At 68.9% G+C, this 12,746-nt stretch carries 15 protein-coding genes; 7 read left to right on the forward strand and 8 right to left on the reverse strand.

The window, feature by feature from the left end:
- Positions 1–44: 44 nt before the first annotated feature.
- The 6 genes from IT361_07275 to IT361_07300 form a co-directional block, all read right to left on the reverse strand.
- Complete coding sequence (locus IT361_07275; GenBank protein MCC6317483.1) at positions 45–224, reverse strand: hypothetical protein; 180 nt, start codon at positions 222–224, stop codon at positions 45–47.
- Positions 193–411, reverse strand: a complete 219-nt coding sequence (locus tag IT361_07280) for a BrnT family toxin (GenBank protein ID MCC6317484.1) — start codon at positions 409–411, stop codon at positions 193–195. The genes IT361_07275 and IT361_07280 overlap by 32 nt, the downstream gene beginning before the upstream one ends.
- A 21-nt stretch (positions 412–432) precedes the next feature.
- A complete protein-coding gene (locus tag IT361_07285) occupies positions 433–969 on the reverse strand; it encodes a hypothetical protein (protein ID MCC6317485.1) in 537 nt (178 codons plus the stop codon).
- On the reverse strand, positions 966–1,550 hold the full coding sequence (locus IT361_07290) for a HupE/UreJ family protein (GenBank protein MCC6317486.1): 585 nt from the start codon (positions 1,548–1,550) through the stop codon (positions 966–968). The genes IT361_07285 and IT361_07290 overlap by 4 nt, the downstream gene beginning before the upstream one ends.
- Before the next feature lies 1 nt (position 1,551).
- Positions 1,552–2,766, reverse strand: a complete 1,215-nt coding sequence (locus IT361_07295; protein MCC6317487.1) for a tetratricopeptide repeat protein — start codon at positions 2,764–2,766, stop codon at positions 1,552–1,554.
- A 223-nt stretch (positions 2,767–2,989) separates the two neighbouring features.
- Positions 2,990–4,252, reverse strand: a complete 1,263-nt coding sequence (locus IT361_07300; GenBank protein ID MCC6317488.1) for a dicarboxylate/amino acid:cation symporter — start codon at positions 4,250–4,252, stop codon at positions 2,990–2,992.
- Positions 4,253–4,321: 69 nt separating this feature from the next.
- Between IT361_07300 and IT361_07305 the strand changes: the two genes are divergently transcribed.
- From IT361_07305 to IT361_07335, 7 genes are all read left to right on the forward strand, one after another.
- The gene (locus IT361_07305; protein ID MCC6317489.1) at positions 4,322–4,678 is read left to right on the forward strand and encodes a sulfurtransferase; all 357 of its coding nucleotides are present in this window, start codon (positions 4,322–4,324) and stop codon (positions 4,676–4,678) included.
- Between the two features lie 112 nt (positions 4,679–4,790).
- Positions 4,791–5,267, forward strand: coding sequence for a CoA pyrophosphatase (locus tag IT361_07310; GenBank protein MCC6317490.1), 477 nt, complete (start codon positions 4,791–4,793; stop codon positions 5,265–5,267).
- A 54-nt stretch (positions 5,268–5,321) separates the two neighbouring features.
- Positions 5,322–6,824, forward strand: coding sequence for a serine hydrolase (locus IT361_07315; protein MCC6317491.1), 1,503 nt, complete (start codon positions 5,322–5,324; stop codon positions 6,822–6,824).
- A 14-nt stretch (positions 6,825–6,838) separates the two neighbouring features.
- Positions 6,839–7,804: a polysaccharide deacetylase gene (locus IT361_07320; protein MCC6317492.1), complete on the forward strand. Its 966-nt coding sequence runs from the start codon at positions 6,839–6,841 to the stop codon at positions 7,802–7,804.
- A 279-nt stretch (positions 7,805–8,083) separates the two neighbouring features.
- The gene (locus IT361_07325; GenBank protein MCC6317493.1) at positions 8,084–9,451 is read left to right on the forward strand and encodes an Nramp family divalent metal transporter; all 1,368 of its coding nucleotides are present in this window, start codon (positions 8,084–8,086) and stop codon (positions 9,449–9,451) included.
- Entirely contained in the window at positions 9,451–9,888 is a 438-nt protein-coding gene (locus IT361_07330; protein MCC6317494.1) for a universal stress protein, read from the forward strand. The genes IT361_07325 and IT361_07330 overlap by 1 nt, the downstream gene beginning before the upstream one ends.
- A complete protein-coding gene (locus tag IT361_07335; protein MCC6317495.1) occupies positions 9,888–10,619 on the forward strand; it encodes a metal-dependent transcriptional regulator in 732 nt (243 codons plus the stop codon). The genes IT361_07330 and IT361_07335 overlap by 1 nt, the downstream gene beginning before the upstream one ends.
- Before the next feature lie 156 nt (positions 10,620–10,775).
- Here the strand turns inward: IT361_07335 and IT361_07340 are convergent, their stop codons facing one another.
- The gene (locus IT361_07340; protein ID MCC6317496.1) at positions 10,776–11,114 is read right to left on the reverse strand and encodes a hypothetical protein; all 339 of its coding nucleotides are present in this window, start codon (positions 11,112–11,114) and stop codon (positions 10,776–10,778) included.
- An 11-nt stretch (positions 11,115–11,125) separates the two neighbouring features.
- Positions 11,126–12,745: an alpha/beta fold hydrolase gene (locus tag IT361_07345; protein MCC6317497.1), complete on the reverse strand. Its 1,620-nt coding sequence runs from the start codon at positions 12,743–12,745 to the stop codon at positions 11,126–11,128.
- Position 12,746: the final 1 nt, after the last annotated feature.

The raw sequence follows: 12,746 nt of genomic DNA on the forward strand, positions 1-12,746 counted from the left end.
TTACGAAGCCGTGAGACCTGTATTGGTTCAGCCAAAATCGCACTTTAGGACGGTTTGACGAGGCGACACTTTCCCTCACCCGGCAAGCGCACCGGGCGTGCGGTCGTCCAGTCGACGTACTCCGCCGAATCGCGCGTAGCCCAGAACTCCCGCTCTGCCGCCTCAGAGCGAAACGTCGGGACCGCACGGTGCTTACTGGTTGTCGGCTTCTTGCGCGCGCTCATAGTGCCCTCGCTCCCGTCGGGTCATGTCCCGTGCCGATATCACGCGGATGCGCTGGCCGCGCGGCGTGAAGACCACAAAGAGTCCACGATCGGCGGCGGTAAGTCCGAGGCCATGGAAGCGCTCCTTGGTCTGTGAGTGTCGCACGTCGTGGGCGACCAGCAAGAGCGAGCGAAGAAGACCGATCAAACGTGACGCCGTGGGCCCCGCTCAGAGCCTGAGCGCCCTCGGCCCGTCCCCGCGCGAGAACAAGGTGGTAAACGCGCTCGTGGGCGTGCTCGCCTTCACGATGTTCACCTGATCGGCATGCACGTCGAACAGCATCGCATTGTACACGCTCGCCGCATGGAGCGAACGCGCACTCCCGCACAACTCCAGCCACACCACGTCGCCCGTCCGTCGCTGTGAAACAAACGCCAGCGGCAACGGACGCCCGGCAATCGCGAGCACGAACGTCTTCGCCAGGTAGCGCGCAACCGCGGAATCGCTCACCACGTGATCGGGCCGCGGCGCCGAACCGGCGAACCGGCTCACCGCCGCACTGAAATCGTCGGCAAAGGTCCGCACGCGAATCGTGAGTGTCCCGCCGCCGGCAAGCACCACCTCGGTCAGGGTGGTATGAATGGGGTGCGCTCGTGCGGCCGCGGGATGCGCAACGATCAGCAGCGCGCCAAGCGTCAGGTGCATCGCACCCCAACCGTTCAGCAGCAGGCGCCGACCGGTGCGTGCGCGACAGCAGGTGCTCACCACGGCGCGCGCTCCACGGCCCAGCGGAGCGCCACCACCGCCACGACGCCCGAAACCGCCAGGGTGCGCAGCCGCGGCACGATGCCACGCTCCGCCGCGAGCGCGCGATCGACGAGCGCGAATGCCGCAAACGCGAGCCCAAGCACGAGCAACTGGCCCAGCTCGATGCCGACGTTGAAACCGAACAGCGGCACCGCAAGGCGCTCCACGAACAGGCTCCTGAGGTAGTTCGCGAAACCCGCCCCATGCACGAGCCCGAAGACGCCGGCCAGCACCGGGCGGTACCGCAGGCCCCGGCCCGCCCCCTCCCTGACGAACACGTTCTCCACCGCGGTCAGCACGATCGTGACCGGAATCAGGAACTCGATGAGCGACGCCGGCAACCGCAGCCAGCCGGTCACCGCCAACGCAAGCGTCAGTGAATGGCCGATCGTGAACGCGGTCACCACCCACACCACCCGTCGCCAGTCGCGCACGCCGTAGATGGCCGCCAGCGCCAGCAGAAACAGGATGTGGTCCGCCCCGTTGGGGTCGGTGATGTGCCGAAAGCCCAGGTCGATATAGGTCAGCAGCTCGGACATCTCAGCGTCCTCGGGTCCACGAGGGATTCACCTCGCGCGCGCGGGCCTCCAGACGGTCGGCCTCGGCGTCGGCGCCGACCGCGCGCGCAATGACGGCCGCGTGCGCGAGCAGTGGCGCGTCCTCCGTGCCTAACGCGATGGCTCGCTGCGCGGCGCGCCACGCGGCGCGGTCGTCGCCCGAGGCGTGCAGCGCCCAGGCGAGCAGGTCGTACCCGTACACGTCGCGGCGGCTCCGCTGTTCATCGCGCACGCGGGCGAGCACGTCCGCCACTGGGCCACCGTGGTCCAGCAGGTAGAGCCCCCACGCCCGGTGGATCGCGCCGGGCTGGGACAGGGCGCTCACGGTCATCGCACGCGCGTAGCTCTCCGCCTGCGACGTGTCGCCGAGCGCTCGCCAGGCGTCGGCGAGGAGACCGAGCGTGGCCGGATCGAGCTGCAGCGCCACGGCGCGTTCGCCGCGATCGATCACGGTCCGCCAGTCGCGGCGCGCCGCGGCCAGGCGGGCCTGCGCCGCCAGCAGCCGGTGATCGTCAGGCGCAATGCGGAGGCCAAACGCGTACGCCGCGTCCGCTTCGGCGAAAGCGCCACGCTTGAGCGCAAGATCGCCCACGCGCATCTGGAACCACGCCACCTGTTCGCGCGAGAGTCCACCGTCCAGACGCGCCACCTTCGCGGCGTACCGCGCCACGGCCTGCGCGTGGCTCAGGCGCCCGGTGATCTCGTACCAGCGCGCAAGTCGGGCGGCGATGGTCGGCTGACGGGTGTGCGCCTCGAGGGAATCGAACAACGGACGCGCTTCGTCGTACCCGCCGGTCTCGAGCAGCACCTCACCCAACATCGCGCGTGCCTGCGGCGATTCGGGGTCGCTGGCCAGGTAGCGGCGCGCGGCGTCGAGCGCACCGGTGAAGTCGTGGCCGGACAAACGTGCCGAAGCCAGCAACGCCCACGTCCCACCATTGTGCGCCTCCCGCGTGGCCAGCGACTGCATCGCCAGCGACTCGGCGCGCTCTGCGTCAGCGAACGCGCCGTTGCCGCGTGAGCGGGCGAGATAGAGGCCGCCCAGGCGCGCACGATCGGCAGCGCTGGCAGGATCCTCCGTGAGCCGCTTCTCGAAGAACGCGATGTCCGCGTCCCGCGTGGCCGGATCGGTGCCCGGTGCAATGACGAAGGCATCAGGGCCGGGGCGCCGGGCGCCTGCGGAGCAGGCGGTGAGCATCCCGAAGGCGATCAGGAGAATGCGTCGCGGAAACAGGGGGACTCCTTGGCAGGGCGGCCGCGCCGCCGGATACCCCTGCTACGTCCCTCGCCGGCTACCGGATCGGTCCCGCCGCGTATCCGCCGCGTGGACGCGTGGGCTCTGAAGCTCGGCGCTCCGCTGGTTCGCCGTTGGCCCGTAGGGTGCGGGCGATCTGGCGCTCGAGCATCGAGCGCTCCGGCCGTTAGTCCGCCACGGCGGCGGGCACCCTATCCTCGCCGCGCCCCAACACCGCCGCGGCCGCCATGTCCCCGGTCACGTTGGACGTGGTCCGAAACATGTCCGGAATCGTGTCGACGCCGAGGAGCACGCCCATGCCTTCCACCGGCACGCCGGCCGCGAGCAACACTGGCACCATCGCCACGATCGAGCCTGCGGGGATGCCCGGAATGGAGAAGGTCGTCACGACCACGGTGAGCACGATGCTCGACAGCTGCGCGGGTCCAAGATCGACACCGTACAGCCGCGCCACGAACAGCACCCCGCAGGTGATGCCGATGGTGCCGCCAAAACGGAACGTCGACGCCGCCAGGGGGAGAAAGAACGACACCACCTGCTCCGGCAGCCCGAGCCGCGCGCGTGCACTCTCCATCATGGCCGGCAGCGACGCCAGAGACGACCGCGCGCTGAACGCCACGGCCTGGGCAGGAAAGACCCCGCGGGTGAACGCGCCCAGCCGCTGTCGTCCGCCCACGACCGCGAGGGGATACAGGATCAACAACGAGAGCACGGTCGCGAGCGCCGACGTCACGACGATATAGCCGGCGAGCGCTCCGACCGCCGAGAGTCCGAGTCGCGCGGCAAGCGGCACCGCGAGGGCAAAGACGCCGAGCGGCGCCGCGGCGAGCACCCAGCGCACGAGCGTGAGCGCCGTGTCGGCGATGCCCTTGAAGAATCGCTCCAGCAACGCGCGTCCCTCGCCGGCGAGCCGCGTGATCGCGAGCCCGAACACGACGGAGAACACGATCAGCGGCAGCATGGCGCCGTCGGCCGCGGCTTTCACGGGATTCGTCGGAACGAGGTCCACGAGCCACTGCGCAAGCGTGGGGATGCGCTTGACGCTCTCGCCGGCCGCCTGTGATGCCGTGGTCGCCGTGTTGCGCAGGGTCGCGATGGCCTCCGGGTCCAGCGGGAGCATGCGGAAGAGCGGTGGGGCGACGATCGCCGTGGCAACGGCGCCGGCGAGGAGGAGCAGGACAAAGAGCACCAGCGCGCGCCCGCCGATCCTGCCAATGGTGCGGGCGTCCGGCGCCGATGTCACGCCGACGATGATGCTGCCCACGACGAGCGGGATCACCGTCATGCGGATCGCATTGATCCAGAGCGTGCCCACGGGCTCGATGACGGGGACGAGTGCCGCGAGCGTCGCGCTCCCGGACACGGAGATGCCCATGCCGAGGGCGAGCCCCAGTGTCAGTGCGATGAGGACTTTCGTCGTGAGTGTCACGCGGCGAAACTACCTCGGGGCCCAGGGCGCCGCGACCGTCGCGCGCCGGCCCCGTTCATTGGAGCCGAGATGAAGACCGCGACCGAACTGATCACCGAAGCGAAGGGCCGCATCCGCGAGGTCACCGTGGACGAGGCCATCCGGCGCCGGGCCGATGACCCGGGCGTGCTCGTGCTCGACGTGCGAGAGCCTAACGAATGGAACCTCGGCCACGTGCAGGGGGCCCAGCTCATTCCGCGCGGCCTGCTGGAGTCGAACATCGAGGCCGCGGCGCCGCGTGAGCGGTCGGTGATCATCTACTGCGCCAGCGGGAACCGCTCGGCGCTCGCCGCCGATACCATGCAGCAGATGGGGTACCGCGACGTGGTTTCGCTGCGCGGCGGGTTCCGCGCGTGGGCCGAAGCCGGGGGACCGATCGACGACTGAGTCGCTGCATCCGGTCCTCGCGCGCATCGATTCGGCGCTGCGCGCGCGCCCGGGGCGGGCCGCGGCCATCGACGGCGATCCGGCACGCGCCGCCGTCGCCCTCGCCTTTCGCGTGGATCGCGACGAGCCCGAACTCCTCTTCATTCGACGCGCCGAGCGCGGGAGCGACCCCTGGAGCGGCCAGGTGGCGCTGCCGGGCGGGCGATGGTCGGCAGGTGACGCGGACCTCGAAGCCACGGCGTTCCGCGAGACGCTGGAGGAAACCGGGCTCGATGTGCGCAGCCTCGGCCGCGTGATCGGGCGGCTCGACGAACTGCGACCGCGGACCGCCGTGTTGCCACCGATCATCGTGACGCCGTACGTCGCGGTGCTCCGCGCGGCCCCCACGGCGCTGGTGTTGAGCGACGAGGTCGCGCACGCCTTCTGGGCGCCGTGGTCGGTGCTCACCGATCCGGCGAACGACGTCGAGAGCGACGTCGCGGTGCGGGGCACGAGTCTTCGCGTCCCGAGCCTCGTGATCGGCGAGCAGGTGATCTGGGGGATGACCGAGCGGATTCTGCGTCAGCTGTTCTTCCGCCTCCGGCGGTAGTGAGCGCGCGGCGACGGGGCTAAGATCCGGCCGACTCCGCCTCCCCAACGCGCCATGTATCGCCGCCTGATCGGATCGCTCACGTTCGCCCTTGCCCTGCCACTCCACGCGCAGGCGCGTCCGGACTGGCGCGCCTTTGATACCTGGGTTGCGCGGGGCGTGCGCACGTGGGAGGTGCCCGGCCTCGCGGTCGCCGTCGTGAAAGACGATTCGGTGGTGTTCGCCAAGGGCTACGGCGTGCGGCAACTCGGCACGAGCGATCCCGTCGACGCACACACGCTGTTCGCGATCGGATCGACGACCAAGGCGATGACCGCGCTGTCGATCCTGATGCTCGCTGACGAGGACAAGGTGCGGCTCGAGGATCCGGTGTTGCGCTTCCTGCCCACGCTGCAGCTCTACGATCCGCAGATGACGCGCGAACTGATGGTGCGCGACCTCCTGACCCATCACACCGGCCTCCCCGGCTCCGATCTCCTCTGGACGGGCGGCGACTACTCGACCGCCGAAGTCATCCGGCGCATGCGATGGCTGCAGCCGGTGGGTTCGTTCCGGTCGGTCTACAACTATCAGAACGTGCAATACGCGATGGCCGGCGAGGTGGTTCGCGTCGCGGCGGGCATGCCGTGGGAGGCCTTCGTGACCAAGCGCATCTTTGAGCCGTTAGGTATGCGGGAGACCGTGCCCCTGCTGTCGGGCACGCGCGGTCGACCGAACGTGGCCGTGCCGCACCTGCGCATCGGTGACACGATTCGGGTGATCGAGAACCGTTCCGTGGACCCGGTGGCCGCGGCAGGCTCGGTGTGGTCGAGCGTGACCGACATGGCCACGTGGATGCGCTTCGTCCTCGATTCGGGGCGCGTGGGCGGGCGCCAGCTGGTGAGCACCGCGCGCTTCGAAGATTGGTTGTCCCCGCAGGCGGTGGTGCCCGTGGCCTCGTTCTACCCCACCTCGCGCCTGACGAGGCCGCACCAGGTGAACTACGGCCTCGGCTGGTTCCTCGAGGACTATCGCGGCATGTCGGTGGCCATGCACACCGGCAGCATCGACGGCATGGTCGCGATCATCGGTCTCGTCCCCGACCAGCGGCTCGGCGTGTACGTCCTGGCCAACCTCGACCACGCCGAGCTGCGCCACGCGCTGATGCATCGCGTGTTTGACCTGTACGCCGGTCCACCGCTGCGGGACTGGTCCGCCGAGTTCAAGGAACTGTACGATGACCTGGATGCGGCGGGGCGGGCCGCTGAGGCGCAGCAGCGCGCGTCACGCGTCAGCGGAACGCGGCCGGCGCTCCCGCTCGACCGCTACGCCGGCACGTACGTGGACTCGCTGTATGGCACCCTGATCGTTTCGCACGAAAACGGGCGGCTGCGCGCCCGATTCGGCAAGGGCTATGTTGGACCGCTCGATCACTGGCACTACGAGACCTTCGTTGCCACGTGGGACGACCGCCGTCTCGGCTCGAGCCCCCTCACGTTCGTCCTCGGCGCCGACGGCGCGCCAGCACGCATCGAACTGGTCGCCGGCGCGCCGGTCACGTTCCATCGCAAGCCCTGAACCCGGAGGCGATCATGCTCCCCTCGCGTCGGATCGCAGCATTCGTGTTGTCCGTCATGCCCGCGGCAATGGGTGCACAGACGAACCCGGTAAAGCCCGGGTGGCAGTGGTCCACCGACACCGTGTTCAAGGTCGTGAATGCGGTTCGCGCCGGCCGCAGTCTCGCGCCGAAGAAGTGGCCGGGCAACGCCCGCGTCGCCGTGCTGCTCTCCTTCGACGTGGACAACGAAACCGTCTCGCTGCGGTTCGGCGAGCCGACCATCGGCGCCCTCTCGCAGGGCCAATACGGCTCGCGCGTCGCCTTGCCACGCATCGTGAACCTGCTCGACAAGTATCGCATCCCCGCGTCGTTTTTCATCCCGGCCATGAGCCTGGTCATCGCGCCGCAGCAGGTGGCGGTCATCCAGCGGTCGGGCCGTCACGAGTTCGCCGTGCATGGGTGGATCCACGAGATGAACACGACGCTCCCGCTCGCCGTCGAACGCGACCTCGTGAAGCGCGCGATCGACACGCTGACCAGTATGACGGGCACCCGCCCGGTCGGGTATCGAGCGCCCTCCTGGAACTTCTCGCCCAACACGCTCACGATCCTCCGCGAACTCGGCTTCGAATACGAGAGTTCGCTGATGGCCGACGACAGCCCGTACGAGATCCTGCAGGACGGCCAGCCGACCGGCCTCGTTGAGCTGCCGGTCGAATGGATCCTCGATGACGCGCCGCTGTTCAACCCGCAAGGCAACGCCTACGCCAATCCCCGGGACGTCGCACAGGTGTGGATCGACGAGTTCGAGCGCGCGTACGAGGAGGGCACGATGTTCCTGCTCACCATGCACCCGCACATCACGGGGCATCGATCCAGGATCGTTGCGCTCGATCAGCTCATCACGCACATCCGCACGCGGCCCGGGGTCTGGTGGGCGACACATCGCGCGGCGGCGGAATACGTGCGTGCGGAGGCGGCAAAGGACGGCCGGGACTGAGGCGGCCCTGCGGTCAACGGTGCGCTGTTGGCTGCACCCGACGGTGCGTGCCCAGGCAGGGCGCGTTTCGGCTAGCAGACCTCGAGAGGGACCATCGCCGAGCGCTGATCCGGGAGGGGGCGCCACCAACTGTGAGTTCACCCCGGGCGTGGGCGAGCCGCGTTTGTTGAAGTGTCCGCGCCAGCCCTGAGTTGCGCGGGGGCTCGAACGAGAGTTAGTTACCACTAAATCCTCGCGCTCCTCCCCGAGCGCGGTCGTTCGTCGTCCACCGGCCCCACCATGACGTCACCGTCGCCCACTCCTGTTGCCGCCCCGGAAGCAGCCGACGCCGGGTGGCGACGGGCGCGCGAGGCGCCATCGCTCGCCGAGGTGCACCGAAGCGTCACGGTGCACGGATTGTCCAAATGGCGAAAGCTTCTGGCATTTGCGGGACCGGGCTATCTGGTGGCCGTGGGATACATGGATCCCGGCAACTGGGCCACCGACCTCGCCGGAGGATCGCGCTTCGGGTACACGCTCCTCAGCGTCATCCTCATCTCCAACCTCATGGCGGTGCTCCTGCAGGGGCTCGCCTCGAAGCTCGGGATCGTTACGGGTCGCGACCTCGCGCAGGCCTGCCGGGATCACTACTCGCGGCCGGTGAACTTTGCGCTCTGGGTGCTGTGTGAAATAGCGATCGCCGCCTGCGACCTCGCCGAGGTCATCGGGACCGCGATCGCGCTCAACCTGCTGTTCGGGATTCCGCTCGCGTGGGGCGTTGGCATCACGGCGTTCGACGTGATGATCGTGCTGTACCTGCAGAACAAGGGCTTTCGGCTGCTCGAGGCGCTGGTGATCTCGCTGATTGCGGTCGTGGGCGCGTGTTTTCTCTTTGAGCTGTTCGTCTCCCGGCCAGACCTGGGCGCCGTCGCGCGCGGGTTCGTCCCTTCGCCGGAGATCCTGCGCAACCGCGAGATGCTTTACATCGCGATCGGCATCCTCGGCGCCACGGTGATGCCGCACAACCTCTATCTGCATTCGTCGATCGTGCAGACGCGCAAGTACGAGGAGAGCACCGAGGGCAAGCGCGAGGCGGTGCGGTACGCGTTCCTCGATTCCACGATCGCGCTCTCGTTTGCGCTGTTCATCAACGCCGCGATCCTCATCGTGGCGGCGGCGACGTTCTTCCGCACCGGCAACACCCAGGTCGCCGAGATCCAGGATGCGTATCAGCTGCTCTCGCCGCTCCTCGGTGTCACGGCGGCGAGCGGCGTGTTTGCGCTCGCGTTGCTGGCGTCCGGCCAGAACTCGACGATCACCGGGACACTCGCCGGGCAGATCGTGATGGAGGGGTTCCTCAACATCCGCCTTCGGCCCTGGTTGCGTCGGCTGATCACGAGGGCCATCGCCATTGTGCCCGCGGCGATCACGGCCATCTTGTACGGCGAGGCGGGGACCGCGCGGCTCCTCATTCTCAGTCAGGTCATCCTCAGCCTGCAACTCTCGTTCGCCGTGTTTCCCCTCGTGATGTTCACGTCCGACAAGGTGAAGATGGGGCCGTTCGTGAACCCCACGTGGCTCAAGGTGTCCGCCTGGACGGTCGCGACGGTCATCGCGTCGCTCAACGCCTGGCTGCTCGTGCAGACGATCGGGGAGTGGATGGCCTGATGTATCGTCGCATCCTGGTGCCGCTCGAGAACTCGGCCACCGACGTGCACATCATCCAACACGTCCGCAGCCTGGCCCGCCACTGCGGCGCATCGGTCATCTTCATCCACGTGGCTGACGGCTGGGCCGCGCGCAATCTGGGCCACCTCAAGTTACGGGACTCCGAAGAGATGCTCGGCGATCGCGAGTACATCGAACGCATTGCCGGGGAAAGCACGGGCACCGGACTGCAGGCCGAGGCCGTGCTGGCCACCGGCGATCCGGCGCGGGAGATCGTGGCGGCGGCACAGCGCGAGGGCTGCGACCTCATCGCCATGGCGACCCACGGTCACCGGCTGATCGGTGACGTGGTCTACGGGAGCGTGGCCAACGCCGTGCGGCACGCGACCACGGTACCGGTGCTGCTCGTGCGCGCTCCGGCGCGGGGCGACGCGTAGTGGGGGCGCGTCGGCCAAAGGCGGCCGCTGCGTCGCGCCGCGCCGCCGCGAGTTCAGCCGCGCAGGACCTCCCGCTGACCGCGCCGGTCGAGGACTATCTCAAGGCGATCTACGCGATCGAACAGTCGGGCGCCGCCGCGGGCACCAACGAGGTGGCGGCGCGGCTCGCCATCGCGGCGGCGTCGGTGAGCGGCATGGTGCGACGACTCGCTGACCAGGGGCTCGTGTCCTACGAGCGCTACCGAGGCGTTCGGCTCACCGAAGCCGGTCGCCGCGCGGCGCTACGCACCATTCGGCGTCATCGGGTCATCGAGGCCTACCTTGCGAAAGCATTGGGCTACGCGTGGGATCGCGTGCACGAAGAGGCCGAGCGGCTGGAGCACGCCGCGAGCGATGAACTGATCGATCGAATGGCCGAAGCGATCGGCGCGCCGCTGACCGACCCGCACGGTCACCCGATTCCCACGCGCGACGGCACGATCGACGAAACGCCGCACCGCACGCTGTCGGACCTCGTCGCCGGTCAGCGCTCGCGCGTGATGCACGTGAGCGATGAGGACGCCGAACTGCTGCGCTACCTCGCGCGCATCGGCATTCGGCCCGGCGTGCAGGTCACGCTCACCGAACGTGCCCCGTTCGACGGCCCGCTCACGCTGCGCGTGGGGAAGGGGAACGTGCAGGTCGGGCACGCGCTGGCGTCACGCGTCATGGTAGAGGTGTTGCCGGACTGAACGCGCGCCGCGCTGGATGCTGCAAGTGATCGTTGGTGCGAAGCGCGGTGATTGCCGCCTCGCGCGCGCGAGGCGGCGGAGGCGTCGCCACATGGCCCCGACGTTGGCCATGGGTTCGCTCATCGGTGCTCGGGCGGCCACGCGAACCGGCAATCGTCAGTCGTCGAGCGTCCGCTTCCAGAGCACGCCCAACAGGGCGAGCGCGGGTACGAGAATCGCGCCGAGCACGAGCCAGGGTACCGCGCGTCCGCGTTGGGCGCCCTGGATCGATGCGACCACCATGAAGACCACGCCGATCGCCACGAGGATCGTCGCCGCGATCGCGGTTCCCGTGCGCGCGGCGTTGGCGGACGGTGAGACCAGGGTCTGCACGGCGGCGTGTACCTCAAGATCAGTCGCCTTCGGCTGACTGGCGCGATACTCGGCGATCGTGGCTTGCAGCCGATCAGCCAGCGCCTTCGTGTGCGTGGACGGGTGTTGTGGCGGGATGATCATATCGATCGCGCCTAACGCCGAGTGTGCGCGACGATCCAGTCCAGCACCGGACCAACCACGTCGGCGCCGATGTGCCCGCTGGTGAGCGTCGTGTAGTTCGCCGGATTGCCGGTAACGTCGGGGAGGAAGAGGTGGTTGCGCTCGGGAAACACGCGCACGGTGACGTCGGTGTTGCCTGCAGCGCGGATCGCCGCGGCCAGCTCTCCGGCCTGATCGGCGGTCACTTGCTGATCGGAACCACCCTGCGCGATGAGCACCGGAACCTTGACGCGCCTCGCGGTGGCGAGCGGATCATAGGAAAAGAAGAACTGCATCCACTTGTCTGTGCGCGCCATCCGATCGAGTTCGCGCGCGGCTGCGGCGATCGCCGAGTCGCGTCGTGCAGGCGTGGACAGCGACGTGTCGTGTGTGATCGCGTACCGCTGCTGGAACCTGACGATCTCGAGTCCGTTGCGTGATGGCCCGGCGAGGAGGACGATCCCGGCGAGCGTGGGATCGTCGGCCGCGATCATCGGCGCGATGAGTCCGCCTTCGCTGTGGCCAAGGAGGACGACCCGGCGACCATCCACGTCGGGCCGCGCGCGGAGCCAGCGGATCGCGTCGCGGATGTCGTTGGCAAAGTCGGCCGACGTGGAGCCCCGGAACGAACCCCCGGATTCACCTGTGCCGCGGTCGTCCATGCGCAGCACGCCAATCCCGTGGCGCCCAAGCGTGTCCGCGAACTGGCGAAACGGGCGAAAGCCCGGGACCAACGGAATGTATTCGTCGCGGTCCTGCGGTCCGGAGCCGCTGATGGTGACGACGACCGGCACCGGGAAGCGCGCATCACGCGGCATGGTGAGCGTACCCACTAGCGTGAACCCGCCGCGTGATGCAATCGCCACGCGCTCGGCGCTGTACGGAGCACCTGCAGGTGCGTTGTAGTCCGGTGCACCCAGCGTGAGCGTGTTGAGCGCGCGACCCTCAACGCGCGTCATGCGGAGGTTCTGTTGCGCGAGGTACACCTCCTGCACGTGCCCGCTGCGCACCGACATCACCGTGACCTGCCCCGCCACGTCCCACGAGGCGCTGTCGCCCCAGGTGCGGAATACCGACGGCACCGTTTGCCCACCCGACGTCAGGAACACGGGAAACGTGTCAACCGGCGACGGTGTGGCGAGGGCGCGCGCCAGCGCGAGGTTCACCATCGCGCCCGAGGCGTTCACGAGCAGGAACGCGTGGGGTCCCGATCGGAAACGTTGCGTCGTGGTGGCGCCGGCGGGGTTGGTCATCTCCGCGCGCACCGAGTCGCCCACCAGAGTGATCTCGGCGCGCTGCAGCAGCGGCGCGTCGGCGGAGGCATCGCGCCAGGCGCGTATCGCGATCGAGGTGACCGCGCCCGTGGCGCCGGGCGTGGTGCGCCACTCCATGCGCGGCAAGCCTCGGAGGACGATATCGCCCGTCAGCGTGGCCCCCTGCATGGTCACCCGTTCCACACCGATGGTGTCTGCACCACGTCGGTAGACCATGGCGAACGGCGTGCCCTGGGCGGCGACACCGCTGGTCAGACCGCTCCCTGCCAGGACGAGCAGTCCCATCGCGGGCCGACGAATGCGTTCGAGGATCCGACCGTGCAGCTGGGCGATCAACATG

The organism is Gemmatimonadaceae bacterium (assembly GCA_020846935.1).
Classification (GTDB): Bacteria; Gemmatimonadota; Gemmatimonadetes; order Gemmatimonadales; family Gemmatimonadaceae; genus RBC101.

Bases quoted from the DNA above. Each gene is read 5' to 3' on its own strand.
- IT361_07275 (MCC6317483.1), bottom strand. From the start codon at position 224: ATGAGCGCGCGCAAGAAGCCGACAACCAGTAAGCACCGTGCGGTCCCG.
- IT361_07290 (MCC6317486.1), bottom strand. From the start codon at position 1,550: ATGTCCGAGCTGCTGACCTATATCGACCTGGGCTTTCGGCACATCACC.
- IT361_07295 (MCC6317487.1), bottom strand. From the start codon at position 2,766: ATGCTCACCGCCTGCTCCGCAGGCGCCCGGCGCCCCGGCCCTGATGCC.
- IT361_07305 (MCC6317489.1), top strand. From the start codon at position 4,322: ATGAAGACCGCGACCGAACTGATCACCGAAGCGAAGGGCCGCATCCGC.
- IT361_07315 (MCC6317491.1), top strand. From the start codon at position 5,322: ATGTATCGCCGCCTGATCGGATCGCTCACGTTCGCCCTTGCCCTGCCA.
- IT361_07320 (MCC6317492.1), top strand. From the start codon at position 6,839: ATGCTCCCCTCGCGTCGGATCGCAGCATTCGTGTTGTCCGTCATGCCC.
- IT361_07325 (MCC6317493.1), top strand. From the start codon at position 8,084: ATGACGTCACCGTCGCCCACTCCTGTTGCCGCCCCGGAAGCAGCCGAC.
- IT361_07330 (MCC6317494.1), top strand. From the start codon at position 9,451: ATGTATCGTCGCATCCTGGTGCCGCTCGAGAACTCGGCCACCGACGTG.
- IT361_07340 (MCC6317496.1), bottom strand. From the start codon at position 11,114: ATGATCATCCCGCCACAACACCCGTCCACGCACACGAAGGCGCTGGCT.
- IT361_07345 (MCC6317497.1), bottom strand. From the start codon at position 12,745: ATGTTGATCGCCCAGCTGCACGGTCGGATCCTCGAACGCATTCGTCGG.